The 25,453-nt window shown below is 64.4% G+C and carries 18 protein-coding genes; 6 read left to right on the top strand and 12 right to left on the bottom strand.

From position 1 onward, the window contains the following. Position 1 precedes the first annotated feature (1 nt). The 7 genes from ACG0Z6_RS05040 to ACG0Z6_RS05010 form a co-directional block, all read right to left on the bottom strand. Positions 2-385 carry a YbdD/YjiX family protein gene (locus tag ACG0Z6_RS05040; RefSeq protein WP_394459090.1) on the bottom strand — a complete coding sequence of 128 codons (384 nt, stop codon included), beginning with the start codon at positions 383-385 and terminating at the stop codon, positions 2-4. Then, the gene (locus ACG0Z6_RS05035; RefSeq protein WP_394459088.1) at positions 378-2,432 is read right to left on the bottom strand and encodes a carbon starvation CstA family protein; all 2,055 of its coding nucleotides are present in this window, start codon (positions 2,430-2,432) and stop codon (positions 378-380) included. The genes ACG0Z6_RS05040 and ACG0Z6_RS05035 overlap by 8 nt, the downstream gene beginning before the upstream one ends. 279 nt (positions 2,433-2,711) lie before the next feature. Continuing rightward, positions 2,712-3,449, bottom strand: a complete 738-nt coding sequence (gene btsR, locus ACG0Z6_RS05030) for a two-component system response regulator BtsR (RefSeq protein WP_394459086.1) — start codon at positions 3,447-3,449, stop codon at positions 2,712-2,714. Beyond that, complete coding sequence (locus tag ACG0Z6_RS05025) at positions 3,446-4,687, bottom strand: LytS/YhcK type 5TM receptor domain-containing protein (RefSeq protein ID WP_394459084.1); 1,242 nt, start codon at positions 4,685-4,687, stop codon at positions 3,446-3,448. The genes btsR and ACG0Z6_RS05025 overlap by 4 nt, the downstream gene beginning before the upstream one ends. A 137-nt stretch (positions 4,688-4,824) precedes the next feature. Beyond that, positions 4,825-7,479, bottom strand: coding sequence for a TonB-dependent receptor (locus ACG0Z6_RS05020; RefSeq protein WP_394459082.1), 2,655 nt, complete (start codon positions 7,477-7,479; stop codon positions 4,825-4,827). A 353-nt stretch (positions 7,480-7,832) separates the two neighbouring features. Next, complete coding sequence (locus ACG0Z6_RS05015) at positions 7,833-10,475, bottom strand: TonB-dependent receptor (protein WP_394459079.1); 2,643 nt, start codon at positions 10,473-10,475, stop codon at positions 7,833-7,835. A 309-nt stretch (positions 10,476-10,784) separates the two neighbouring features. Continuing rightward, positions 10,785-13,604: a TonB-dependent receptor domain-containing protein gene (locus tag ACG0Z6_RS05010; protein ID WP_394459077.1), complete on the bottom strand. Its 2,820-nt coding sequence runs from the start codon at positions 13,602-13,604 to the stop codon at positions 10,785-10,787. A 420-nt stretch (positions 13,605-14,024) separates the two neighbouring features. Between ACG0Z6_RS05010 and ACG0Z6_RS05005 the strand changes: the two genes are divergently transcribed. Both ACG0Z6_RS05005 and ACG0Z6_RS05000 read left to right on the top strand, forming a co-directional pair. After that, entirely contained in the window at positions 14,025-15,239 is a 1,215-nt protein-coding gene (locus tag ACG0Z6_RS05005) for an NAD(P)/FAD-dependent oxidoreductase (protein WP_394459075.1), read from the top strand. Between the two features lie 19 nt (positions 15,240-15,258). Further along, positions 15,259-16,017, top strand: a complete 759-nt coding sequence (locus tag ACG0Z6_RS05000) for a class II glutamine amidotransferase (RefSeq protein ID WP_394459072.1) — start codon at positions 15,259-15,261, stop codon at positions 16,015-16,017. A gap of 9 nt (positions 16,018-16,026) precedes the next feature. Here ACG0Z6_RS05000 and ACG0Z6_RS04995 read toward each other — a convergent pair whose 3' ends face one another. The 3 genes from ACG0Z6_RS04995 to ACG0Z6_RS04985 all read right to left on the bottom strand — a co-directional run bounded on the left by ACG0Z6_RS04995 (position 16,027) and on the right by ACG0Z6_RS04985 (position 19,098). Beyond that, positions 16,027-18,234, bottom strand: a complete 2,208-nt coding sequence (locus tag ACG0Z6_RS04995; RefSeq protein WP_394459070.1) for a TonB-dependent receptor plug domain-containing protein — start codon at positions 18,232-18,234, stop codon at positions 16,027-16,029. A 242-nt stretch (positions 18,235-18,476) separates the two neighbouring features. Beyond that, positions 18,477-18,722 (bottom strand): hypothetical protein, encoded by a 246-nt coding sequence (locus tag ACG0Z6_RS04990; protein WP_394459068.1) that lies wholly within the window; start codon positions 18,720-18,722, stop codon positions 18,477-18,479. 13 nt (positions 18,723-18,735) lie between these two features. Further along, positions 18,736-19,098: a glutaredoxin family protein gene (locus tag ACG0Z6_RS04985; RefSeq protein ID WP_394459066.1), complete on the bottom strand. Its 363-nt coding sequence runs from the start codon at positions 19,096-19,098 to the stop codon at positions 18,736-18,738. Between the two features lie 134 nt (positions 19,099-19,232). On the opposite strand from ACG0Z6_RS04985, the gene ACG0Z6_RS16710 reads away from it, so the two are divergent. Continuing rightward, positions 19,233-19,448, top strand: a complete 216-nt coding sequence (locus tag ACG0Z6_RS16710; protein WP_474104010.1) for a class II glutamine amidotransferase — start codon at positions 19,233-19,235, stop codon at positions 19,446-19,448. Here ACG0Z6_RS16710 and ACG0Z6_RS04975 read toward each other — a convergent pair. Further along, on the bottom strand, positions 19,433-20,593 hold the full coding sequence (locus ACG0Z6_RS04975) for an acyltransferase family protein (protein ID WP_394459064.1): 1,161 nt from the start codon (positions 20,591-20,593) through the stop codon (positions 19,433-19,435). The genes ACG0Z6_RS16710 and ACG0Z6_RS04975 overlap by 16 nt on opposite strands. 256 nt (positions 20,594-20,849) lie before the next feature. On the opposite strand from ACG0Z6_RS04975, the gene ACG0Z6_RS04970 reads away from it, so the two are divergent. The 3 genes from ACG0Z6_RS04970 to ACG0Z6_RS04960 all read left to right on the top strand — a co-directional run bounded on the left by ACG0Z6_RS04970 (position 20,850) and on the right by ACG0Z6_RS04960 (position 24,663). Then, positions 20,850-22,031: a sensor histidine kinase gene (locus tag ACG0Z6_RS04970; RefSeq protein ID WP_394459062.1), complete on the top strand. Its 1,182-nt coding sequence runs from the start codon at positions 20,850-20,852 to the stop codon at positions 22,029-22,031. Next, complete coding sequence (locus tag ACG0Z6_RS04965; RefSeq protein WP_394459060.1) at positions 22,028-22,810, top strand: LytR/AlgR family response regulator transcription factor; 783 nt, start codon at positions 22,028-22,030, stop codon at positions 22,808-22,810. The genes ACG0Z6_RS04970 and ACG0Z6_RS04965 overlap by 4 nt, the downstream gene beginning before the upstream one ends. Positions 22,811-22,959: 149 nt before the next feature. Further along, positions 22,960-24,663 (top strand): M14 family metallopeptidase, encoded by a 1,704-nt coding sequence (locus ACG0Z6_RS04960; RefSeq protein WP_394459058.1) that lies wholly within the window; start codon positions 22,960-22,962, stop codon positions 24,661-24,663. A gap of 16 nt (positions 24,664-24,679) precedes the next feature. Here the strand turns inward: ACG0Z6_RS04960 and ypfH are convergent, their stop codons facing one another. Then, the gene (gene ypfH / locus ACG0Z6_RS04955; protein ID WP_394459056.1) at positions 24,680-25,417 is read right to left on the bottom strand and encodes an esterase; all 738 of its coding nucleotides are present in this window, start codon (positions 25,415-25,417) and stop codon (positions 24,680-24,682) included. Between the last annotated feature and the right edge of the window lie 36 nt (positions 25,418-25,453).

Below are 25,453 nucleotides of genomic sequence, written 5' to 3'. Positions count from 1 at the left end.
CTCAGCAGGGACACTTGTTGACGTTGCCCGCACTAGGGAAGCGTGCATCGAGGCAGTAGCGGTAGAACTCCTCGCGGCTGAAAGGCTTGGCGCCAGGGTGGGTGCTGCGCATGTGGTCGAGGTAGTACTCGTAGTCATGCACGCCCACCATGAGGCGACAGGTTTGCACCAGTTTTTTGGTCACATCGCGCACATTGGCCAGCCACTGCGAGCCCAGGCTGAGCCGCTCGAACTCAGCCGCAGGCATGGCCTGCCCTTGCGGGTGCAGGCTGCGTTGCGTGCTGAGGTACTGCTCGTAGGCGTCTTGCAGCCGCGCATCGCTGCTGCCCGCAGCGGGCAGCACGTTGCGGGCTTGGCCTTGCAGCAGGGGGCCCAACTCAGGCACGGCCAGGCTCCAGACCCACTTCCTTGGCGGTGGGCAGAGGGTTGGCGCGGGCTTTTCTGATGTGCACCACGGTGGCCACCAGCATGGTCACGGCCACCAGCATGAAGAAGGCGCACAGGCCAGCGTTGATCTGGTTGTTGAAGACGATGCGCTCCATGTCCGCCACGCTCTTGGCCGGGGCCAGCAGCACGCCTTCGTTGATGGCGTTCTGGAAGCGTTCGGCCTGTGCCAGGAAACCGATCTTGGGGTTCTCGTGGAAGATTTTTTGCCAGCCCGCCGTCATGGAGGTGATGAACAGCCAGGTGGTGGGCACGATGGTGACCCAGACATAGCGGTCACGCTTCATCTTGAACAGCACCACGGTGCCCAGCAGCAGCGCCATGGAGGCCAGCATCTGGTTGCCGATGCCAAACAGCGGCCACAGCGTGTTGATGCCGCCCAGCGGGTCGTTCACGCCTTGGTAGACGAAGAAGCCCCAGCCGCTCACGGCCACGGCCGTGCCCAGCAGGTTGCCCGTCCAGGAGGTGCTCTTGGCCACGCCCGGCACGATCACGCCCACCGTGTCCTGCACCATGAAGCGGCAGGCACGGGTGCCCGCGTCCACGGCGGTCAGGATGAACAGCGCCTCGAACAAGATGGCGAAGTGGTACCAGAAGGCCATGGTGGCCTTGGAGTTGAAGATGTCCGTGATGATGTAAGCCATGCCCACGGCAAAAGTGGGGGCCCCACCGGCGCGCGAGAGGATGGAGGCCTCACCCACGTCCTTGGCCATTTGCTCCAGGGCTTCGGGGGTGATGACAAAGCCCCAGCTGTTGATCACCTGCGAGGCGCTCTCCACCGTCGTGCCAATCACGGCCGCGGGGGAGTTCATGGCGAAGTAAATGCCGGGGTCCAGCACCGAGGCGCAGATCAGGGCCATGATGGCCACGCCCGATTCGCACAGCATGGAGCCGTAGCCAATCATGCGCGTGTGGCTTTCCTTCTCCACCAGCTTGGGCGTGGTGCCCGAGGACACCAGGGCGTGGAAGCCCGAGATCGCACCGCAGGCAATGGTGACGAACAAGAAGGGGAAGAGGTTGCCGGAGAACACCGGGCCGCTGCCGTCAATGAACTGCGTCACGGCGGGCATCTTGAGCTCGGGGGCGGCAAACAAAATGCCCACGGCCAGCGCCACGATCACGCCAATCTTCAAGAAGGTCGAGAGGTAGTCGCGCGGCGCCAGCAGCAGCCACACCGGCAGCACCGAGGCCACAAAGCCGTAGATCACCAGCGCCACCGTCAGCTGCGAGCCGTTCATGGTGAAGAAGGGGCCCCAGGTCGGGTGGCGTGCGATGTCTTCGCCGAAGATGATGGCCGCCATCATCAGCACAAAGCCGATGATGGACACCTCACCAATGCGCCCCGGGCGCAAATAGCGCATGTACACGCCCATGAACAGGGCGATGGGGATGGTGGCGGCGATGGAGAACACGCCCCAGGCGCTGTCCTTGAGCGCCTTGACCACCACCAGGGCCAGCGCGGCCAGGATGATGACCATCACGCCCAGCGCGCCCAGCATCACCACAAAGCCCGGCAGCGTGCCCAGCTCCTGCTTGGCCATTTCTCCGAGGCTGCGCCCGTCGCGCCGCGTGGAGATGAAGAGCACCAAAAAGTCCTGCACCGCACCGGCCAGCATCACGCCGACCAGAATCCAGATGGTGCCCGGCAAAAAGCCCATCTGTGCGGCCAGGATGGGGCCCACCAGCGGGCCTGCACCGGCAATGGCGGCAAAGTGGTGGCCGAACAGCACCCACTTGTTGGTGGGCACGTAGTCCAGCCCGTCGTTGCGGCGCACCGCAGGCGTGGGCCGCGAGTCGTCCAGCCGGAACACCTTCTCGGCAATGAATTTGGAATAGAAGCGGTAGGCGATGCTGTAACAGCACACGGCCGCCACCACCAGCCAGACGGCGTTGACGGCTTCGCCGCGTGAGAGGGCCAGCGCCGCAAAGGCACCAGCGCCCATCAGCGCGACCACCAGCCAAATGCCCCAAGTCTTGAGCGCGTTCATGCAGCTCCTTTTGCAATCAATGCTTTTAATCGGTTGGGCGAGACCGCCTTGGCGCCTGCCCACGGCAGCGCTGTCTGGTGGCGGTCCCAGCGAAGGGCGCGATGCTAGAGGGCAGGGGTCCGGCCTTCTTCGGGGCTGTGGTGAGTGGTTGAAATCAAGCACCCAGCGGTGGGCCAGGCGCTTTGAGCGGTGCGGCCCCAGCGCCGCAGCGGCAAGGGCTCAACCCGATCAATACTAGTGAAAACCCTGGAATCTTCCAAGTCCGAGCGTGTCGCTGCGCTATTCCAGCCCCAGGGCCTGGCGCACGGCTTTGAGGTAGCGGCGGCTCACCGGCACCAGATGCCCAGCCGCGGTGCGCAGCTCGGCCGCGCCGCCTTCGAGCAAGCGGATCTCGCGGATGCGCTCGGGGTGCACCAGGTGCTGGCGGTGGCAGCGCAGCAGCGGCGTGCGCAGCTCCAAGGTTTTGAGCGTGAGCTCGGTGAAGTGTTCGGCGCCGTCTTGCGCCACCAGGTACACGCCCGAGAGGCGTGCATGCACATGGTCCACCTCGGCCAGCGGCAGCAGCACGATGCGCTGGTGCCCGTGGCAGGGCAGGGTGCGCAGCGGCGCGAGCGTGCTCAGTGCCTCGAGCGCCTGACCGGTGGCCTGGGGAGTGGCCGGCTGTTGCGCCAGGCGTGCCAGGGTGCGCGCCAGACGCTGCGGCGCCACGGGTTTGAGCAAGTAGTCCAGGGCCTGCGCTTCAAAGGCTTCCAGCGCGTGCTGGTCAAACGCCGTCACAAACACCAGCGCGGGCAGCTGCTGCGGGTCCAGCATGCGCGCCAGCTCCAGCCCGCTGATGCGCGGCATTTGGATGTCCACAAACACCAGCTGTGGGCGCAGGCGGTGGATGAGCTGCAGCGCCTCCACGGCGTGCGCGGCCTCGCCCACCACCTCGATGTGCGGGTGCTCGGCCAGCAGCGCGCGCAGCTCGGCGCGGGCCGGGGCTTCGTCGTCAACAATCAGGGCGGTGGTGCTCATGGCAGGGGCAAGGTCAGGGTCACACAGGTGTGCTGCAGCGGCTCGCACCGCACGCTCAGCCCGGCTGTGTTGCCAAAGCGGGCCTGCAAGCGCTTGTGCACCAGGCTCAGCCCCAGGCCTTCATGGCCCGGCGCGGGCGCACGGTAGAGGCCTGCGTTGTCCTGCACATGCACGCGCACCCAGGCACCCTCAGCGTCGGCCCACAGCCGCAGCACGCCGTCCTCCAGGCGCTGCGAGCAGCCGTGCTTGATGGCATTTTCAACCAGCGGCTGCAGCGAAAACGCTGGCAGCCGCACGTGGCTCAGCGCCTCGGGCAAGGCCAGCTCCAGCTGCAGGCGCTGGCCAAAGCGCGCCTGCTCAATCTCCAGATAGGCGCGCACATGGGCGAACTCCTCCTGCAGCGTGGCGTCCTCCTGCGGGCGCTTGAGGTTGCTGCGAAACCAGTCCGCCAGATGCTGCACCAGCTCGCGTGCGCGCGGCGGGTTTTGGCGTATCACCGCCGCCAGGGTGTTGAGCGCGTTGAACAAAAAGTGCGGGTTCACCTGCGCGTGCAGCAGGCGGATCTCGGCCTGGGCCAAGAGCTGCTGCTGCGCCCGCACGGCCACCGCCTGGCGCAGCCGCTCGGCCATGGCCTGGCGGTCCAGCAGCATGCGCATAAAGGCCGCTGCGCCCAGGCTGTTGGCCAGCAACATGGGCGCGGCCACCGCGCGCACCACGGCCCAGGCGGTGTCGCGCGGCTGGGTCAGCAGCAGGATCAAGCCCATCTGCAGCGCTTCGGCCAACATGGCCGCCAGGCCCACCAGCATGGGGCGCCACAGCCAGGCCTCGCGCCCCTGCGCGCGCAGCAGGGCGTGCGCCAGCCCCGCCAGCAAACCCGTGATGGCCGTGGCCACCATGCAGGCCAGCGCCGTGGGCCCGCCCAGGCTGTAGCGGTGCAATCCCCCCGCCAAGCCCACGCCCAGCCCCACCACCGGCCCACCCAACCAGCCCCCTAGCACCGCGCCAATGGCGCGGATATTGGCCAGCGAGTCGTTCACCGGCAGGCCCAGCCAGGTGCCCAAGAGGCAAAACCCCGTGAACACCGCCGCACACGCCCACAGGCGCCGCCACCCCGGCTGCAGCTGCAACAGCGGCGCAGCCAGCGGCGTTTGCGCCAGCAGCCAGGCAATCACCAAAAAAACGCAGGTCTGCTGCAGCAGCTGCAGCACCAGCTCCAGCTGGTCGAGAAGGGTGGGCATCACAACACCACGGCGGGCTCTTCATGCGGCCCGCCAAACCCAGTGCGGCAGACCCGGGCCCGCATTGTGGCGGCCCAGAAATGAAAAAAGCACACCGCGGTGTGCGGTGTGCTTGGGGCTGGTGGAGAACCGAGTGCTTAGAACTTGGCTGCAGCGCGCAGTGTCCAGGTCCGGCCGTAGGGGTCGGTCAGGCGGGGGTCGTAGCCTTGCTGGAACGTGGTGCCCTGGTTGCTGAACGGGGGCTTGGCGTCGAACAGGTTGTTCACGCCCAAGGTCAACTTGAGGAACTTGATGCCGCTGTAAGTGACCGATGCATCCGTCAGGGTGTAGGCCTTGACGTGGTTGAAGTACTGGGCAGCGACCGCGTTCTGGTCCACGTAGCCCGAGTTGTAGCGGACACCCACATTGGCGCCGATGTCGCCATGCTTCCAACTGCTGGACAGCGCGTGCTTCCAGCGCAGCACCGGGGTGGAATCCACATACCGGCCCGCGTTCTGGACATAGGGGTCGCCCTTGTCACGTTGGTACTCATAGCTGCGCACATAGGTGCTTTCCAGACCCAGCTGGAACTGGCCGAGGGCGGACTTGAAGCCGTAGCCCAAGGCCAAGTCAAAGCCATCGGTCTTGACGCCGCCGAGGTTGTCATTGAGCGCCTTCACATAGGCCAGCGCGTTGGAGCCAGCCCATTCACCTTGGCAGCGGTCAGCCAGGGCTTGGGTCGCTGCGGGCAAGTCCTTGCAACGGAAGTAGCGGTTGGCGTACTTGGCGGGGTCCGCGAACAGGGCTTGTTCCGCCACGGCTGAGATGGAATCGGTGATGCGGATGTTCCAGTAGTCCACTGAGGCAGTCAGGTCCTTCACCGGCTCGAAGGCCACACCCAGCGAGAAGGTCTTGGACTTCTCAGGCTTGAGGTTCAGGTTACCGCCCGTGAGCAGCTGACCTTGCTGCCCGCAATCACGCGTTGCCAGGCCGCCATTGGCCACCTTGCCGTTGGGGCACAGGAGCGGATCGTCGTAGGGGTCTTGGGTGTAGGTGATGGCTTGCGGACCAAACACCTCATCCAGCGATGGTGCGCGGAAGCCCGTGTTGAAGGAGGTGCGAATGTTCAGCGACTTGATGGGCGTGAAGCGCAACGCGATCTTGGGGTTGTAGGTCGAACCGAAGTCCGAGTACTTGTCGATCCGACCCGCCACCGTCAGTTCCAGCTCCTTGACGATGGGCACCAGGAATTCCGTGCTCAGTGCGCTGACATTGCGCTTGCCGCCAACGTGATAGGCCGACGCGCCCAGAGAGGGCACATTGTTGACGATGTCATCCACCGAGTCGTTGCGGTAAGACTCCTTGCGGTACTCCGCGCCCACCGACAGACCCAGCTGACCACCGGGCAGCTTGCCCAGCAACGTGGAGGCGTTGAAGTCAAACGAGGTGGTCTTGCCCGTTGCGCGGGAATAGGTGTCACGGATCTTGGCCGCATCGATCAGGGCCAGCGCGGCGGCATCGGCGTCGCCGAAGGGGTTGAGCTTGCCGTCGGCAAGGCCCTTGGCAATGAGGGACTTGTTGACATAGCCGTCAACAATGGTCTGCTTGCCCTTGCTGGTGGCGTGCAGCAATCCGGCACGGTAATCCCAGTTGCCAATGCTGCCGTCGGTGGTCAGCGCGGTGCGCTGGGCGTCGACGATGGACTTGTTGGTGCGTGCGCCCGCTGGGGTCATGCGCCAGCCCACCGTCACAGGCTTGGTGAGATCCAGGCCGGGGAAGGTGGAAGGGTAGTAAGGGCTGGTGGTGGGTACGCTCACCCCGGTCACCGGGTCTGGCGCCACGCGCGCGGTGTTCTCGTTCTTGGAGGCAATGTGCTCCAGCGAGATGTAGTGATCACCCACTTTGGCCGTGCCCTTGATCAGGCCGGTGGTCAGGCGGGTGTCGGGCACGATGTCGATGAACGCCGTGTAGTCAAAGCGGCACGTGGTGGCCGTGGGCGTCAGGCGCACCGAAAACGGCGGCTTGCAGCCTGCTGCGGCCGTGGGATTGCCAGCGATTTCGCCCTGGCTCAGGTTGGCAGGGAAGGTGGTGCCCGACGTTTTGAGCACGCCGCGCTCGGGGATCAGGCCAGTGGCCCCGAAATCACGCCAAATGGCGCGGATGCGCTCGTTGTCTTGGCGGTCCACCGAGGCCCACAGATTGAAGCCTTGACTCTCTAGATCGCCAAAGCCGCCAGAAAGGGTCAGACCTCTCTTCACGCCGCCTTCGTCCTGGGGCTTGGCATAGCTGAAGGCGACGTCGCCCCCACGGTAGTCTTTCTTGGTAATGAAGTTGATCACCCCACCAATGGCGTCCGTGCCGTAGATGGCCGAGGCGCCGTCACGCAGCACTTCCACGCGGTCGAGTGCGGCAAAGGGAATGGAGTTCAGGTCTACGCCAGCCGAGCTGAAGGCAAAGGACGCCACGCGGCGGCCGTTGAGCAGCACCAGCGTTTTATTGGCACCCAGCCCACGCAGGTTGGCGTAAGCCACCCCGCCGGTGCCCGAGCCAATGGTTTGCGAGCTGCCCTGCGTGGACTGGCTGGCGGCGATTTTGGCCAGTGCGCCTTCGGCGGTGTTGATGCCCGTTGAGCGCAGTTCATCGGCAGAGATCACCGAGATGGGCAAGGCGGTGTCCGTGTCGACAATGCGCTTGATCGACGAACCCGTGACTTGAACCTTCTCCAGCTGTTGCTGGGCCATGGCGTACGGAGACAGGCCTGCGGCCATGGCCAGCATGACGCCAGCGCTGATGTGGGACTTCTTGAACTTCATGACAACTACTCCGAAGCGGAATGCTGAATTGAGCCATTTGCTTCAGTTGCCGAACTGCAAGGACATGCAGCTGCAACTCAAGCACCAGAGCCCCAGTATTCAGGGGGGGTCTCGGGTGATTGCGTAGGTGAATCCACCAGTCTTCGGATGAATCAAGGACCGTTTGTGACAGCAAACCAAGAATTTCTGACCACGCTAAGGTCTTGAAATTGCTAGGAATTTGTGCCTGAGGCGTCAATCTCTGACTGTCTGGTTGGCCCACCCCGTGAGGGGTCATGCTTTGTTGTTGAGTGGCAACAAAAAAGCGCCCCGGAGGGCGCTTGGCGGTCGCTATTGAGATCCTGCGTAGGGACTCAGTACTTTGCGCTCAGGCGCATGGTCCAGGTCCGTCCGTAGGGATCGCTCAGCCGGGGGTCGTACCCCTGCTGGAAGGTGGTGCCTTGGTTGCTGAATGGGGGCTTGGCGTCGAACAGGTTGTTCACGCCCAAGGTCAGCTTGATGTACTTCAGCCCGCTGTAGCTCAGCGCAAGGTCGGTCAGGGTGTAGGCCTTCACGCGGTTGACGTACATGGCCTCAACAGCATTTTGATCGTCATAGCCGGCGTTGTAGCGAATGCCCAAGTTGGCGCCGAAGTCGCCTTGTTTCCAGCTTCCTGTGACAGCGTGCTTCCACCGCAGCACCGGGCTGGAATCGACATATTTCCCGGCATTTTGGATATAGGGGTCACCCTTGTCGCGCTGGTACTGATAGCTGCGCACATAAGTGCTTTCCATGCCCACTTGGAATTGCCCCGCAGTGGACTTGAAGCCGTAGCCCAGGGCCAGGTCAAAGCCATCGGTCTTCACGCCGCCCAAGTTGTCATTGAGCGATTTCACATAGCCCAACGCATTGGAGTCGACCCATTCGCCTTGGCAGCGGTCAACCAAGGCTTGGGTGGCGGCAGGCAAGTCCTTGCAGCGGAAGTAGCGGTTGCCGTATTTGGCGGGGTTGTCGAACAGTGCTTGCTCTGCCACCGACGAAATGGAGTCGGTGATGCGGATGTTCCAGTAGTCGATGGAGGCCGTCAGGTCTTTGACCGGCTCAAAGGCCACCCCGAGGGAGAAGGTCTTGGACTTCTCAGGCTTCAGGGCCAGATTGCCACCTGTCAACAGCTGAGCTTGCTGGTCGCAGTCGCGAGAGGCTACGCCGCCGGGGGCCACCGTACCGCCTGGGCAGAGCAGAGGATCGTTGTACGGATCGCCGGTGTAGGTGATGCTTTGGGGCCCGTAGATTTCGTCCAAGGACGGCGCGCGAAAGCCTGTGTTGTAGGACGTGCGGATGTTCACCCCATGCACGGGGGTCACACGCACCGCGACTTTGGGGTTGAAGGTGGAGCCAAAGTCCGAGTACTTGTCAAAGCGGCCCGCCAGGCTGACCTCCACGGCCTTGTGCAACGGCAGCAATACTTCGGCACTCAGCGCCGTGACTTTGCGGCTGCCGCCCACGTGGTAGGCCGAAGCCCCCAGTGAAGGCACGTTGTTGACGATCTCATCCACCGTGTCATTGCTGTAGGTCTCGCGGCGGTATTCCGTGCCGACCGATACCCCAATGGGGCCTCCGGCGAGTCGCCCGACGCTGCCAGAGACATTGAAGTCCAGCGACGTGGTTTTGCCTTTGGCGTGCGAGTAATCGCTGTTGATCTTGGCCGAATTGATCAACTCCAGGGCCGCTGCGTCAGCCTCGCCAAAGGGGTTGAGCTTGCCGTCAGTCACACCCTTGGCAATGATGGACTTGTTGACGTAGCCGTCGGTGATGGCTTGACGACCCTTGCTGGTGGCCTGCAACAAACCCGCTCGGTAGTCCCAGTCACCGAAATTGCCCTCGGCGGTCAGTGCGGTGCGTTGCGCATCCACCATTGATTTGCTGGTGCGTGCCCCTGCGGGAATCATCCGCCACCCAACGGTGACGGGCTTGGTCAGATCGAGCCCGGGGAAGGTGTTGGGGTAGAAGGGACTGGTGATGGGCACCTGCAGACCAGTGACGGGGTCAGGTGCTACGCGTGCTGTGTTTTCGTTCTTGGAGGCCATGTGCTCCAAGGACACATAGGTGTTGCCGAGTTTGGCCGTGCCTTTGACCAGACCCGTGGTGAGCAGGGTGTCGGGCACGATGTCGATGAAGGCCGTGTAATCGAAACGGCAGGCTGTCGCCGACAGGGGCAGCGAGAACGGAGGCTTGCAGCCCGCGGCCAAGGTGGGGTTGCCGGAAATGCTGCCCTGGCTGAGGTTGGCTGGGAAGGTGGTGCCGGATGTTTTGATCAAGCCCCGATCAGGAATCACACCCGTTGCCGCGAAATCACGCCAGATGGCGCGAATGCGCTCATTGTCTTGGCGGTCGATGGAGGCCCACAAATTGAAGCCCTGGCGTTCCAGGTCACCAAACCCGCCGGAGAGCGTCCAGCCCTTCTTCACACCACCTTCGTCTTGTGGCTTGGCGTAGCTGAGGGCGACATCTGCGCCTTGATAGTCTTTTCTCGTGATGAAGTTGATCACGCCACCGATGGCATCCGTGCCGTAGATGGCCGAAGCGCCGTCACGCAGCACTTCCACACGGTCCAGCGCGGCAAAGGGGATGGAGTTCAGGTCCACGCCTGCGGAGCTGAAAGCAAAAGAGGCGACGCGTCGGCCATTGAGCAGCACCAGCGTTTTGTTGGCCCCCAAGCCGCGCAGATTGGCATAGGCCGCGCCGCCCGTACCCGAGCCAATGGTTTGCGAGCTGCCGGTCATGGACTGACTCGCAGCAATTTTGGCCAGCGCGCCTTCGGCCGTGTTCACGCCGGTGGCGCGCAGCTCTTCAGCCGAAATCACGGAGATGGGCAGGGCGGAGTCGGTGTCGACAAGACGCTTGATCGACGACCCGGTCACGACGACCTTTTCCAGCGACTGCTGCTGAGCCAGTGCGAAACCGGAAGCCAGGGCCAGCATGACGCCGACGCTGATGTGTGTTTGCTTGAACTTCATGCGGTTGTTCTCCAGACTTGTGGCCTATCGGGGGCGTCCGAGCACCGGTGTGGCCGGTGCAGTGCCGCCAGAAAGTTGCAGTATTCGTGGGGCAAGGCGCGAGGTAGACCACCGAACTAGGGGGGTGGGCGTCAACGCGAAAGCGGATATGCGCTAGCCAGGCAGGTCACTGCGCCTCCCGAAGTGCGCCGATCAGCGGCGGAAATTGGCCCGGTCTGCCAGGTGCCATGCGGCGCAGCAGCATGTCGCGACAGGGCAACAAAAAAGCGCCCCGAAGGGCGCTTGCTTGTGTCGAGGTGGTTCTGGCGATCAGAACTTGTACTGAGCTTGCAGGTACACCGAGCGGCCCACGCCGTCGGCGTAACGGGGGTCAAAGCCCACCATATTGCCGCCCACGGTCTTGAGGCTCATCGGGGGGGTTTTGTCGAACAAGTTCTTCACACCCAGCGTCACGCCAAAGGCGCTGCTGAATTGGTAGCTGCCCTGGTAGTCAAACAGGTTGTAGCTCGGCACGTCCAAGCCCTCGAAGGCCGTGGCCGCACCGCGCGAGCCGTCGGCGTTGCGCAGGTAGACGGTGGCGTCACCAGCGCTGTAGGACTGATCCTTGTAACCGGGGCGGTAGTGCCAAGTCAGGGCGTTGTTGAACTTGCCGGTCTTGAGGGCCAGATTCAAGCGCGAGATGACGCGGAAGGCCACGGCGGAGTCGCTGCCAAACTTGCCGATGCTGGTTTCCTTGCCTTTGCCAAAGCCCAGGTCAAAGTAGCTGTCCAGCAGGTAAGTGCCGTTCCAGCTGGTGGTCAGGGTGCCCCAGCTTCCCAGGCTGTTGCGCAGCGTCAAGTCCCAGTCCAGACCACGGGACTCGGTCACCGCACCGTTGAGAGGCTGCTTGATGTAAGTCAGCACAGGGGTGCCAGAGCCGTTTTCCTTGGCAATCGTGAAGAGCTGGCGGTAGGTCGCGAAGTTCGCAAATGCCGTGGCTTCCGGAACGGTGGTCAGCTGGTCTTTGATGCGAACGTCCCACAGGTCCAGGCCCATGGTGAAGTTGGCGGTGGGCTCGAAGCGAGTGCCGATGGTCCATTGCTTGGAGCGCTCAGCGCGCAGGCCGTTGCTGCCCGTGGTGGCATTGCCGCCCGAGAGAACCTTGTACTCGTAGGCGTCTGAGCGGCAGCCAGCGGCCAGTTGATCACCCGCCGGCACAGGGCAGTCGCGGGAGTTGGTCACGCCACCATCTTGCAGGGGGTCGGTGACGTTGCCCATGCTCGGCGCGCGAAAGCCCGTACCGTAGGAGGCGCGGGCCATCCACTGCTTGACCGGCTGGAAGCGCGCGGAAAGCTTGTAGGTGGTCGCCGACATGGCGTTGCCCTGTGTGGCTGCAGGCTTGGGGTTGCCTTCGGCGTCGAAGTTGGCCGCGTTCTTCACAGCGCTGTAGGAGTCCCAACGAGCAGCACCGGTGACTTCCAGCCACTTGGCCAGAGGCACCAGCAATTCGCCAAATGCGCCCTTGACGTCGCGGCTGGAGTTGAAGGGCAGGCTGCCGGGCGAGCCGCCGACGGGGAAGTCGGCGTAGTTGGGTTGCAGGGCGTTGGGGCCTTGCAAGATGGGGGCCGGCATGTTGTCGTACTTCTGACGCGTGACGTCAGCGCCAAAGCCCAGGTAGGCATCACCACCAGGTGCCTTAAAGATGCTGCCAGAGGCACGCGCAGACAGGGTGTCCAGGGAAGAGTGCCCCACGCCTTCGGAACCGCTCAGCAGGGCAGGGGCCAGCGCTGCGCGCGAGGCCTCTGTGCCTTGTGCAAACGGGTCCCACTTGCCTTCGTCAATGAGCTTGTCCATGGCCAGGCGGCTGAGGTAGCCACCGGCGAAATGGGTATCGAAGGTGTTCTTGGAGTGGGTGTAGGAGAAGCTGGTGTCAAAAGCGCCGATGGTGCCGTCCAGGCTGGCCACGGCATGCACGCCACGGCTCATGTTGTCGTCGCTGCGCAGTCCGCCGTCACGCACGCGCATGTAGTAGGACACATTGGCCACGTCAGCGGGGTTCACTTCCAGTGCGGCCAGATTGGGCGCCACGTAGCGGTTGTAGAGCGTGCCGCCAATCTTCATATCCAGCGGCTGTGCCGGCGGTGCAAAGCGGCCCAGCATGGAGGTGTTGCTGTAGAGGAACTCGCCCGAGAGCTTCCAGTTCTGCCCCAGCTTGGCGGCGCCGGAGAGGAAGAGATTGCGGTTTTGGCTGGCGGGCTGCATCTCCACGGTGGAGGCATAGTCAAAGCGGCAGAGGTCGCCGCGCTTGAAGGTGCTGGGGTCGCTGCCGCAGTTGCCTTGGGCCATGAGCACAGGGTTGTACAAGGCCAGGGTGTTGAAATCCTTGTCCATCACTTCGACGTTGGGCGGGTTGCCGTTGATCGAGCTCTGGAAGAACAGATAGTCCTTGCCCTTGTGTGAGAAGGGGAACACGCCGGTTTTGGAGAAGTCGCGCTGCGAAGCCAGGATGCGGTCACGCTGCAGCACGCTGGCGCCAACCAGCATGGCGTAGCCATTGCGTTCCAGGTCGCCAAAGCCCTTGGAGAGGCTGAATTCCACCTCTTTGCCGCCGCCGTGCTCGGGGTTGCCGAATTTCAGCTCTATGGCGCCCGGAGCGCCCACGGTCTTGGTGATGAAGTTCACCACGCCGGCCACGGCGTCAGCACCGTACAAGGCCGAGGCGCCATCAGCCAGGATTTCCACGCGTTCAATCACCGACAGCGGCAGCTGCTCGAGGTTCACGGTCGAGCCACTGTTGTACGGTGCCACGCGGCGGCCGTTGAGCAGTACCAGGGTGTACTTGGCACCGAGGTTGCGCAGCGAAGCATTGGTGACACCGCCGCCGCCGCCGTTGATGGAGTCAGAGGCAGTGGTAAAGCCCTGCATGGAGGGCAGTTGCTGGATGAGGTCGGTCACCGTGGTGGCGCCCGACTGCTCAATGGCCTTGCGGTCCAACGTGATGACGGGCAAGGCGCCTTCGCTGGCGATGCGCTTGATCGACGAGCCCGTCACTTCGACGCGCTCCAGTTGCTGTTGGGCGAGGGCGGGCAGGCTCAGGCAGCTCAGGGCAAGCAGTGCCGCAGCGGTGCTGATGGGGTGTTTTTTAAGCATTGTGGGGGTCCTTCTGAGGCCTGGGAGGCCAGAGTCAATGGAGCCTGCGGGGCCAGCCGGGTGGGCGGGCGGGCAAGTCCAGGGTGGCGCATCTTGGAACTGCTGCTGCAGCGCTGTACACCCGGGGGAATTTCTGGCTGGGCAAGCCCGGTATTGCACGATGTGGCAAAAGTGATAGCCACGCCGCATGCCCCATGAAACTTGGGTCTTCCCTATGGTGGGTGCAATTTCCTGGGGGCCGGCAATGGGAGGGTGCTGGGGGGGGGCAGGCTCCAGGTATTGCGATGGCAGGGGCAGGCTGTGGCCCAGAAGCGACTGTGAAACCACCGGAATACGGGGGGGCAGGTTTGCTGAGAGCTCAGCGGAGGTGAGCGTGAGGTGTCTTCGTAGAATCCGCCCCTCAAACTACGGGGCAAGAGCGTGGAAGCACAGCAAAACAGCGCACCGGGGCGTGTGCTGGTGGTGGGGGCGGGGCCGGCGGGGTGCGCGGCAGCGCGCGTCTTGGCCGAGGCGGGCTGGTCTGTGGTGCTGGCCGACCAGCACCCGGTGGGGCGCGACAAAGTCTGTGGCGATGGCTTGATCCCCGACGCCCATGCCGCTCTGGCGCGGCTGGGCCTGTTGCAGGCCGTGATGGCCGAAGCCCAGCCCGTGGCCCATGTGGGCTGCGTGGGGCCGCGCGGCGGCCGGGTGGACGTGCCAGGCAGCATGGCCGTGCTGCCGCGGCGCCGGCTCGATGAGCTGCTCAACCGCCATGCCCAGGCTGCGGGTGCCGCGTTTGTGCAGGCGCGTCTGGAACGCGTGCTCGAAGACGCCCAAGGCCGCGTGTGCGGGGCCGTGCTGAAACAGGGCGCGGCGGCGCTGGAGCTGCACTGCGACTGGCTCATTCTGGCCACCGGCGCCGTGCCCAAGGCGCTGCAGGCTGCGGGCCTGTGCGAGCGCCACACCCCCAGCGCCGTGGCGCTGCGCGGCTATGTGCATGCGCCTGCTCTGGTGGGCCAGATTCGCGCGCTGGAGGTGGTGTGGAGCCAGGCAGTGCGGCCTGGTTATGGCTGGATCTTTCCCGGCCCCGGCGGGGTGTTCAACATCGGCGCGGGCGTGGTCGACAGCCACAGCGATTTGCAGGGCAAGGGCAGCAAGAAAGACATCAACCTGCGCGCGCTGTTTGACGCCTTTGTGCAGCACTACCCCCCGGCGGCCGAGCTGCTGCGCCAGGGCCAGCTGCAGGGCGAACTCAAGGGCGCGCCGCTGCGCTGCTCACTCAAAGGCGCGCGCTTCACGCGCCCGGGCCTGCTGGTGGCGGGCGAGGCGGCGGGCTCCACCTACTCCTTCACCTGCGAGGGCATTGGCAAGGCCATGGAGACCGGCATCCTGGCCGCCGAGGCCTTGCAAGCCGCGGGCGGCGATGCCGCCGTGCGCCAGCGCTACGAAGCGGCGCTGCAGGCCCTGCGGCCCCGCTTTGCCATGTACGAGCGCGCTAACAGCGTCAACGCCCACCCCTGGCTGGCTGATTTGGTGATCTGGCGCGGTAAAAAAAGCCCAAAAGTGCTGGCGCGCATGGCCGGTGTGCTCAACGAGACCACCAATCCGGGTAATCTCATCAGCTTCAAAGGCCTGAGCCGGCTGTTTTTTGAGTGATCCCCAGGAGTGAGCCCCGATGTGCCAGTTGATGGGCATGAATGCCAATGTGCCGACCGACGTGATGTTCAGCTTTACCGGGCTGGCCACGCGGGCCGACGAACACAAAGACGGCTTTGGCATTGCCTTTTTTGAAGGGCGCGGGCTGCGCCACTTTGTGGACCACCACAGCGCGCGCCACTCCCCCTTGGCCGAGCTGGTCAAGCGCTACCCCATCAAGAGCGACCACGTCATCGCCCACATCCGCAAGGCCACGCAAGGCGTGATCTCGCTGGAAAACACCCACCCCTTTCAGCGCGAGCTCTGGGGCCGCTACTGGGTGATGGCGCACAACGGCGACCTCAAAAACTTCCACCCCCGGCTGCACGCCGCTTTCCAGCCCGTGGGCCAGACCGACTCCGAACGGGCTTTTTGCTGGCTCATGCAGGAGCTGGCCAAAGCCCACTGCCGCGTGCCCAGCGTGGCCGAACTCACCCACACCCTCAGCGAGCTGCTGCCCCAGTTGCACAGCCACGGCACCTTCAACATGCTGCTGTCCAACGGCGAGGCGCTGTGGGCCCATGGCTCCACGCACCTGCACTACCTGCTGCGCCGCCACCCCTTTGGCCGCGCGCAGCTGCAGGACGACGACGTGAGCGTGGACTTCGCCCAGCACACCACCACCCAAGACCGCGTGGCCGTCATCGCCACCGAACCCCTCACCCGCGACGAACCCTGGGTGGCCTTCGCCCCCGGCGAGCTCAAGGTGTTTGTGGGGGGGGAGTTGGTGGCAGACTAGGCGTGCCCCTCACACCTTCATATCCACACTCAGCGTCAAGCGCGGGGCGGTGTCGGTGAGGCTGCGCACCCAGGTGCTGGGCGCGGCGCTGGGGCCGTAGGTGTCAATGCGCTGAGCGGGCGTGGCACCGAGACGGTCTACGGCCACATTCAGGGTCATGTCGCGGCCCAGGGTCCAGGCGGCCTGGGCCCGCACATTGCTTCGCCGGCCCTGGTAGAAGCGTCGCGTGTCAGCCGTGCGCACCCACATCCCCGGGGCCCATTGGGCGTCCAGACTCAGCTCCAGCGGCTGTGTGTCCAACTTGTAGCTGCCGCCCAACTTGGCCGACCAGGGCGACTGCTCGGGCAGGCGGTTGTCCGGCCCGGGCACCGTCGACAGGCGCGAGCGGGCCAGCGTGGCACCGGCGCGCAGTTCGGCCTTGGGAGTGCGGGCATGCACATCGCGCAGGCTCAGCCGCGCGTCCAGGTTCAGGCCCTGGGTAAGGGCCTGGCCCAGGTTGTCCGGGCGTATGACCCAGCGCGGCTGGGTGGCCCAAGGTACGGACTCCAGGCTGAGCACATCGCCGATGACGTCGCGCATCCGGCGGCTGAACAGGTCCACGCTCACCAGGGAGTTTCTGCCCCAGCTGTGTTCGAAGCCGGCCGTTACGCCCAAGGCCTGTTCCGCGCGCAGCGCGGGGTTGCCAGCCGTGTCGGCACGGTCGGCGCTGTTGGTGCCGCAGCCACTGGGGCTGCATGGCGCCAGGGCATGCAGCGTGGGGCGCAGGCGCCATTGGTCCAGCTCTGGCGCGCGGAAGGAGCGCGCCAGCGACAGGCGCACCCGCTGCGAGCCCAAAGCGTCCAGCTTGTAGGCCACGTGCAGCGAGGGAGATCTCACGCGGTAGGCCGAGCGGCTGGCCCAGGCACCTTCGTCGTGTCGTGCCTGACGCCAGGCGGTGCTCATCCCGGCTGTGGCGGCCCAGCGTTCGGTGATCCGCCATTCGTCTTGCACAAAGGCCGAGCCGAAATGCCCGCGCAGCGTGGTGTGGCTGCCAAACAGCGCCCAGGCCGGGTCCGGCTGGTCGTTCACACGGGCCTCCTGGCGGTTGTGGCGGCTGTTATGCCCCAGCTTCAGCCCGAGCTTGAGCTCGTGGTCCTCGCCCACGGCCGGCGTCAGCTCCGCGCTCAGCACATCCACCGCGTGCCGGCTGGATGTGTCTTGGGTCTGTACCCCCTGGGGCACCCACTGGCGCGTGCTCTGACGTTGCAGCCACATCCGCGTGGACGACAGGTCCACCTCCACCTGATGGCCCTGTGCGGTGCGGTGACGCCAGCCCAAAGGCAAGGACCAGGTGCTCAGCCGCTGGTCCAGCGCCGTCGTGCTGTCCGGCACAGCCAGAGCACCGGGTGCGGGCTGATGGGTGTCCTGGATTGACTGCGGCGTGCGCCACACCATGACCGAGGGCGAGGCCGTCAGCCGTGTCCGCTGCGACAGCCTGTAGCCCAGCGTGCTGCTGAGGGTGAGCGACAGGCGGCGCTCGCTGCGCTGCAATTCGGCGTTGTCAGTAGGCTGCAGGGCGCCACCCTGGCCCGTGGCACTCAGCACCGACTGTCGGCCGTCCTCTTGAGCACGCCGCACCGACACCATGTGCTGCATCGTCCACGCAGACCCGGCGGTGCGCTGTGTCTGCGAGGCATTGAGCTGTGCTTCAGCCAACGCAGGCCCCAGCGTGGCCCCCAGGCTCAGCGACGTTGATACCGAACGGTCCGGCTCGCGCGTGACGATGTTGATGGTGCCCGCCACCCCAAAAGGCCCAAACTGCGCCAACGAACCTTTGACGATCTCCACCCGCTCCACGCGCATCAGCTCTGTGTCCAGCGGGCTGCGCCCGACGTCTGGCGGCTTGCCGTTCACCAGCACCTGGGTGTAGCCAGGCAACCCCAGTAAACCCAAGCGCCCATGGGCGCCCACCGTCACCGAGGGCTCACGTTCCAGCAGCTGCTGCACCGTACCCAGACCACTGGCCGCAATACTGCGCCGGGAAATCACGATCTTGCCCGCCACAAAGTCCCGCCTCAGCTGGGTGTCGGTGGCTGTTTGCCCCTCGACTTCCACCCTGGGCAGCGGTGGCGGGGGGGTGGTTTCCGCGCTCGAAGCAGCGGCCGCAGGAAAGCCCACAGCCCAGACTATCCATGCCAGTTGCTGGAATTTCTGTGGCTGCAGGGAAAGGTGATTCATACGAATAAAAAAACGGCCATAAATTTCTGGCCGAAAATCAATAAATAGACAAATCAAGCGTTGCGGATTCTTCCGCAAGCCTTCCCCCAGATGCCTTCTTCAAGACATGCGATAAGGCAGCCCATTCGATCCATCTCTAATGTTTCGGCGGCATAAGTCACACCGGCCGAGAAAAAATAAATAGTGATTTGTTTGTATATCTGCCAATATCGGGGTTGGTTGTGTTTTGTCAGAATGCGTAGTCAACTCTTGATTTTGCAAATTTTTCTGCAAATCCTGACCTCCTCTTTTCTGAGGGCTTCTATTTCCCGTTTGCTGAGTGCGGCTTCTTTTTCGTTGCACTCGCTTTCCGTGAGCTCGCCGCAGCTCACCCTCTCAGCGATGCAGCGCTCATAGCAGGACTTTGCGTCGAATTCTGCATAGGCTGCACCTGCTGCGATGACAAAAAACAGGCTGATAGCCATCGGCTGGCGCAAGTTGAGTTTCAAGATCACTCCAGTTTCAATTGGAAATTTTTTGCGGGGTTAAAAGCCGACGGTATTGCTCTTCCCTGTAACCGACAAGCATGGTATTTTTTGACAGCAGCACCGGAACGCTATCTTGTTGAAGGCTGGCCCACTCAGTGCGGAGCTCTGGCACTGCGTCAATCAACAAGTCATTGAATGGGATGCCGGCATTTTTCAGGTGATCACGTGCCAGTTTGCAAGCTGGGCAGGTACCCGTTCCGTACAGGGATAAAGCCTCACCCTTTCCATTCATATAGGCTTGATAGCTGCCTTGAATGGGGCGGCTTTGGTAGGACTCATATACCCGGGCAGCAAATCGCCCAGTTGGAATGGCAAGAGCGATGGTGCCGGCAATCAAGCCACACTCAACCAGAATGCGGATCCATCTGGGGCGGGTGAAACACGAGAAGCGCCCCGGGTATCGATTGGGTAACATGAATATTGACGCTGAGCGTAATATTCGCACGCTACCATCATGATTGATGGATGTGATTGGCTTTGTTTGCCTTTGTTCGCAAAGCGCCCTGTGGCGGCAGTGACTGGCTCATGCAGGCGCTGGCCAAAGCCCACTGCCGCGTGCCCAGCGTGGCCGTCATCGCCACCCAGCCCCTCACCCGCGACCAACCCTGGGTGGCCTTCGCCCCCGGCGAGCTCAAGGTGTTTGTGGGGGGCAGCCGCCGCCCCCCAGTGCCTCAGGCGAATTTTTGAGGCAGCGCCCTGAAGGTTCGGAACGCAAACGCCCTTGATTTTTGCCGCCACGGGTTTTCAAGGTATTTGTGGACCAGCACCGAAACCACAAGAATCACGGCAAACACCAAACCCAGCGCGAGCCAGGCCTCCCAGGCTTCCAGCTGGGGGGTCATGAATTTTTGGCGGCCAGCGGGAGCTTCAGGGCGCTTCAAAACCATGCGGATGATCTGATTCGAGAACCACAAAATAGCCAGGTGGGACATGTAAACGGCATAGGAGATGGAGCCCAGCCAGACAAAAAACCGCCAGGATAGGATTTTGTTCAAATACCCATCGGACGCTGCCACAACGCTGATCACCAGCGCAGTGGCAAAGGCATAGGTGTACATGTCATCCTTGTCCGGTGTTTTGTAATGCAGGTAGGCCGCGAAGGCCACCAACACCAGCAAAGACGTGATTTTTGGAATGTTCAACTTCCGATTTGCCAGCAGCGTTGCAGACAGGCAGCCAAGAAAAAACCCCAGCAGGCAGCGCAAAAAATCGCTAAAGCCAAAGGTCTGGTCCGTCAGGAGCAGCAGCAGAACGGCCACGGCAATCAGCGCATGCACATGGCTTTTCCATTTGTCGAAAAACATCACCGACAGGCCAAATACCAAGTAGGTGTAAAACTCAACGCTGATGGACCAGGCCGGAATGTTGAAAGTCATGGGGTTGCCCGTGGGCCCCATGCCTTGCACCAAGAACAAATGCTGCACAAAGGTGTGCAGGTTGTTGGTGGAGAAGGGCTGCGTGTTGGCACTTTGAACGCCAAGTTTTTTCTGGCTCAGGTATTTTGCGGTTTCGATGGCAAGAAATACCAGCAAGAACACCAAGTGCACCGGGTACAGCCTGCCAAACCGCAGGAACTGAAAGCAGGCCAAGTCCCTGCCACTGTGAATTCTGTCAGCATAGGTTTTGCAAATGACAAAGCCGGACAGCACAAAGAACAAGTCCACCATCAGGTAGCTGTTGTTGATGAACCCCATATTGAAGCTGGCATTCCAGTGGGGTACGTGAAACAGAACAATCAACATGGCGGCAAGGCCGCGAATGCTCTCTAGCGCTTCGATTTTTGTGACGCTTTGAGCTTCGTGGGCAGGTACGGCCGGGGTTGTTTTGACCATATTTGTTCCAATCGAATATTTGCGACACCAGAGTTTTGCGTCGCCGGTGCGTGGCGCATGATATCGGCCCATTAGCCCATGATGCGGGCGGCTGATATACACCGCGCCTGAGGGATGGGGCCATTTCGTCCCTGATGAGGGCTTCGCGCCACACCTGCGGCCAACGGCCCGTCCATGGCGGCCACTGGTGCGCCCAAACCCGCCAACCGCCCCAAAGTCGCGTGTGCTGTGCCCTGTCCCTGCCTAGACTGGCGGCATGCGAGTGTTGATGGCCAAATTCAAGTCCTGGTTCCGGTCCGGGTTGTGGTGCGGGCCGGGTCTGCCCTGGTCCCAGTGGGTCTACCCCGGCCCCACGCGGGTGTTCACCCCGGCGGAGCTGGCGCGTGCAGGCACGGCGCCCTGGCCCCGTGGCATTGACATGGTGGTGGTGCTCAACGCCTTGGTCGTGTGGTCTGTCTACGCCAATATGCCTGGCGGCGTGCCGGCGTGGAGCTGGCCCGCTGTGCTGCTGGTGCTGGTGCTGGGCCTGATGGCCGCACGCCAACTGTGGGCGCGCCCACACCGGCGCTTGTTGAACACCCAGGTGTGGGCTCACTGGGCGCTCATCATCGGGGTGCTGGTGGTGACGGCGCAGTGGTGGGGCAAAGAGGCGCTCAAATCCCAGGAGTCGGTGCTGCTGGCCTTGTTGCTCACGGAGGTCATTGTCCAAACCGCCTGGTGGGGTTTGACGCTGTACCGCTCCCACCAAATTGCCGCACGGCTGGTGGAGCTGGACGGGCAAGACGAGCGCGTGCGCTTGGCCGCACGTTTGGCCACGGCGCAAATCCAGCCGCATTTCATCTTCAACACCCTGGCCTCGCTGCAGCACTGGGTGGATGTGAGGGATGAGCGTGCCAGCGCATTGCTGCGCGACTTCACCCAATACCTGCGCGGCGCTCTGCCGGCCTTCAGCCAGGAGGCCCTGCCCCTGGCGCAGGAGCTGGTGCTGGTGCGGCACTACCTGCGCATCATGCAGGCGCGGCTGGGCGCGCGGCTGCGCTGGCATGAGGAAATTGCCCTGCCGCAGGCCCTGCTGGAGGGCACGCGCTTGCCGCCGGGGGCCTGGCTCACCTTGGTGGAAAACGCCATCGGCCACGGCGTGGAGCCCGCCTTGCAAGGCGGCGAGGTGTGGCTGCGCATGAGCCTGCTGCCCGCGCAGGCGGGCCAGGGCGCGCGGCTGTGCGTGAGCGTGCACAACAGCGGCGAGCCCCTCCGGCCCGACACCATGCCCGGCCCCGACAGCCAGGGCCTGCGCAACACGCGTGAACGCCTGCAAGCCCTCTACGGCAGCGCCGCAGCTTTGGGCCTGCAGAAGGATGAGTCCGGCCACACCTGGGCCTGGATGACCCTGCCTCTGGCTCCCGAATGGTTTGAACTCAGCCCACCAGCCCAAGCATGACCTCACCCAACACCGACGCCCGCTGGCGCACCCTCATCGCCGACGACGAAGAAGCCCCGCGCGAGCAACTGCGCGCCGCGCTGCAGCGCGTGGCCCCGCAGCTGCCCATCGTGGCCGCCAGCATCCACGGCGTGGATGCCTGGGACGACTGCCTGGCCCTGGAGCCGGAGCTGTGCTTTTTGGACATCCGCATGCCCGGCTTGAACGGGCTCGAAGTGGCCCAGCGCATGGCTGCCTTGGAGCGCCCGCCCCTGGTGGTGTTTGTGAGCGCCTACGGCGACCACGCGCTGTCGGCCTTTGAGGCCGGCGCGGTGGACTACCTCATGAAGCCCGTGGACGACACCCGCCTGGCGCAATGCCTGCAGCGCCAGACGCAGCGGCGCAGCGCCGCCAGCGACAACACGGCGCAGCTCCAAGCCCTGCTGCAGCAGCTCGCCCCGCGCCTGGCGCCCCGCGCGGCGCCCCTCATCCAGGCCAGCGTGGGCAAAGAGGTGCACCTGATCGCGCCCGAGGACGTGATCTTCTTCCAGAGCGACCAGCGCTACACCCGCGTGGTGCACAGCGGTGGCGAGGCCTGGATTCGCACGCCGCTCAAAGAGCTGCTGGTGCAGCTCGACGCGCAGCAGTTCTGGCAGGTGCACCGCTCGGTGGTGGTCAACAGCCGCTGCATTGCCAGCGCGCTGCGCCAGGACGAAAACACCATGCTGCTGACCCTGCGCGGCCACGCTGAGCGCCTGCCGGTGTCGCGCCAGTTTCAGGGCTTGTTCAAGGGCTGGTGAGCTACCTGCACACCGACCATTGGGGGAAATTCGCAGTAGCGAAAACCTGAGGTTGGCGCTGCTGCGCTGAATTTTTCGAATAAACGTCATTTCTGGCGACGAAGCCGTCGGCACAATGGCGCGCATACCGCACAAATTGAGGTCAGAGCATGCTTGGTTTGCCCGCGCCCCGCTTCGATGAATTCCCGCGCTACGAGGCGCTCACCCGCTTGCTGTTTGCCTATGCCGAGGCGCGGCCGAATTTGGTGTCGGTGCGCTCCATGGGCAAAAGCCACGAGGGGCGGGACATCTGGCTGGTGGTGCTGACCAACACCGCCACGGGGCTGGACACGGACAAGCCTGCTTTCTGGCTGGACGGCAACATCCACGCCGCCGAGCTGCTGGCCTGCAATGCCTGCCTCTACTACCTGAACGAGCTGGTGCTCAAGCACGGGCGCGACCCGCAGGTGACGCGGCTCTTGGACACGCGCTGCGTCTACATGGTGCCGCGCCTCAACCCCGACGGTGCGGAGCTGGCGCTGGCCGACCGGCCGCGGCACATCCGCTCCTCCACCCGGCGCTACCCGCTGGACGAAGCGCCGGTGGATGGCTTGACCATGGAGGACGTGGACGGCGACGGGCGCATCCTCACCATGCGCCTGCCCGACCCGCATGGCGCCTACAAAAAACACCCCACTGAGCCGCGCCTGATGGTGGCGCGCGAGCCCGGCGAGTTCGGCGGCGAGTACTACCGGCTGCTGCCCGAGGGGTTCATCGTCAACCACGACGGGCTCACGGTGCGCGTCAACCCCGACGCCGAGGGCCTGGACCTCAACCGCAACTTCCCCGCGCGCTGGCGCCAGGAGTGCGAGCAAGTCGGTGCCGGGCCTTACCCCACCAGCGAGCCCGAGGTGCGCGCCATGGTGGACTTCATCACCCAGCACCCCAATATCGGCGCGGCGGTGAGCTTTCACACGCACAGCGGCGTCATCCTGCGCCCCAGCGGGCACCAGCCCGACGCCGACATGACGCCCGAGGACCTGTGGCTCATCCAGCGCCTCTCGCGCCTGGGCCAGCAGCACACGGGCTACCCGGTGATCAGCTCCTGGCACGACTTCCGCTACCACCCCAAGGAAACGCTGGCGGGCACCCAGGAGTGGTTGTACGAGCACCTGGGCGCGCTGTTCTGGGTGGTGGAGCTGTGGTCGCCCAAGCGCGCCGCAGGCGTGCCCGACGACAGCGGCTGGATCGACTGGCTGCGCGAACACCCGGTGGCCGACGACCTGACCTTGCTGCAATGGAGCGACACGCAGTGCGGCGGCAAAGCCTATGTGGACTGGAAGCCCTACCAACACCCGCAGCTGGGCCAGGTGGAGATTGGCGGCTGGGACAAGATGAACTTCTGGCGCAACCCGCCGCCCTATCTGCGCGAGGCCGAGGTGGCACGCTTCCCGGCCTGGCTCAACCAGATCACGCTGTCGCTGCCGCGCCTGGAGCTGCTGCGCACCGAGGTGCGCGCCCTGGGCCCCGATGTCTGGCGCGTGCGCCTGGCCGTGGGCAATAGCGGTTATTTGAGCGCCTACGTCACCCAGCGCGCGCTGCAGCGCAAGGTGGTGCGCGGTGTGGTGTTTGAGCTGTACGCCAGCGCCGGGGTGGAGGTGCAGATGCTGCAGGGCAAGCCGCGCATGGAAGGCCCGCAGCTCGAAGGCCACGCGCCGCGCCAGTCGCCCCTGGCCTTTTTGCCCGACCGCCAACCCACCGCCGACCGCGCCCTGGCCGAATGGGTGCTGCGCGCGCCCAAGGGCACGGCGCTGACCCTGGTGGCCCATGCCGCCCGCGCCGGCACGGTGCGCACCGAGGTGACGCTGGACTGAGGGCGGTGCGGCGTGCTCAGTCGTCCTGAGCGTCGTCGGCTTGGGCCTGGGCTTGCGCGTCGGCCTGCTGTGCGGCGCGCCACAGCCGCGCCGGGATGAAGTGCTGGAGCTGGTGCAGCGCGCGCGCCATCAGCTCGGGGTGCAGCTCGTGGCCAATGCCGGGCAGCACATCGGCGGTGAGGTCCGCACCCAGCGCCAGCAGCGCGCGGGCGGCTTGCAGCAGCGGGCCGTGCGGCACTTCGGTGTCTTCCAGCCCATGCAGCAGGTGCAGGCAGACCTCTTCTGGCGCGTGCTGCGGCCACCAGGTGTAGCTGCCGCCAAAGGCCAGCACACGCCCGGCCAGTGCGGGCTCGGCCTGCACGGCCTCCAGGGCCAGCGTGGCGCCTTGCGAAAAACCCACCAGCGCGGTGTGCGCGGGCTCGATGCCCCATTGCTGCTGCCAGTGCCGCAGCCGCTCGACAAAGGGCGGCAGGGCCTGGCTCAGGCTTTGTGCCTGGGCGGCTCGCTGCGCGGCGCTGTCGCCCTGCAGGGCCGGGTGCAGGCTGTACCACTGCTGGCCCGCACCGCCGCCGGGGATGGCGTCAAACGCCTCGGGCCCTTGCGGCAGCAGCAGCAGGGCCTGGGGGAAGTGGTGGTGCAGCCGCTGTGCCATGGGCAGCATTTGCTGCACATCGGCGCCTGCGCCGTGCAGCAGCACAAACAGCAGCTGCGGTGCGCCCTCACGCGGGCGCACGAGGTGAAGGGTGTCGGTCATGGCGCGGATTGTCGCGCGCCGCACGGCGCCAGAGGG

It is taken from the genome of Roseateles rivi, assembly GCF_043555845.1.
GTDB classification, from domain to species: Bacteria; Pseudomonadota; Gammaproteobacteria; order Burkholderiales; family Burkholderiaceae_C; genus Roseateles; species Roseateles rivi.
This window is presented reverse-complemented; position numbering and strand designations above follow the sequence as displayed.

Excerpts from the sequence above, each read along its gene's own strand:
- ACG0Z6_RS05010 (WP_394459077.1), bottom strand. The coding sequence starts at position 13,604 with ATGCTTAAAAAACACCCCATCAGCACCGCTGCGGCACTGCTTGCCCTG.
- ACG0Z6_RS05025 (WP_394459084.1), bottom strand. The coding sequence starts at position 4,687 with ATGCCCACCCTTCTCGACCAGCTGGAGCTGGTGCTGCAGCTGCTGCAG.
- ACG0Z6_RS04960 (WP_394459058.1), top strand. The coding sequence starts at position 22,960 with ATGCTTGGTTTGCCCGCGCCCCGCTTCGATGAATTCCCGCGCTACGAG.
- ACG0Z6_RS04965 (WP_394459060.1), top strand. The coding sequence starts at position 22,028 with ATGACCTCACCCAACACCGACGCCCGCTGGCGCACCCTCATCGCCGAC.
- ACG0Z6_RS05000 (WP_394459072.1), top strand. The coding sequence starts at position 15,259 with ATGTGCCAGTTGATGGGCATGAATGCCAATGTGCCGACCGACGTGATG.
- ACG0Z6_RS04970 (WP_394459062.1), top strand. The coding sequence starts at position 20,850 with ATGCGAGTGTTGATGGCCAAATTCAAGTCCTGGTTCCGGTCCGGGTTG.
- ACG0Z6_RS05015 (WP_394459079.1), bottom strand. The coding sequence starts at position 10,475 with ATGAAGTTCAAGCAAACACACATCAGCGTCGGCGTCATGCTGGCCCTG.
- ypfH (WP_394459056.1), bottom strand. The coding sequence starts at position 25,417 with ATGACCGACACCCTTCACCTCGTGCGCCCGCGTGAGGGCGCACCGCAG.
- ACG0Z6_RS05035 (WP_394459088.1), bottom strand. The coding sequence starts at position 2,432 with ATGAACGCGCTCAAGACTTGGGGCATTTGGCTGGTGGTCGCGCTGATG.
- ACG0Z6_RS04995 (WP_394459070.1), bottom strand. The coding sequence starts at position 18,234 with ATGAATCACCTTTCCCTGCAGCCACAGAAATTCCAGCAACTGGCATGG.
- btsR (WP_394459086.1), bottom strand. The coding sequence starts at position 3,449 with ATGAGCACCACCGCCCTGATTGTTGACGACGAAGCCCCGGCCCGCGCC.
- ACG0Z6_RS04975 (WP_394459064.1), bottom strand. The coding sequence starts at position 20,593 with ATGGTCAAAACAACCCCGGCCGTACCTGCCCACGAAGCTCAAAGCGTC.
- ACG0Z6_RS05020 (WP_394459082.1), bottom strand. The coding sequence starts at position 7,479 with ATGAAGTTCAAGAAGTCCCACATCAGCGCTGGCGTCATGCTGGCCATG.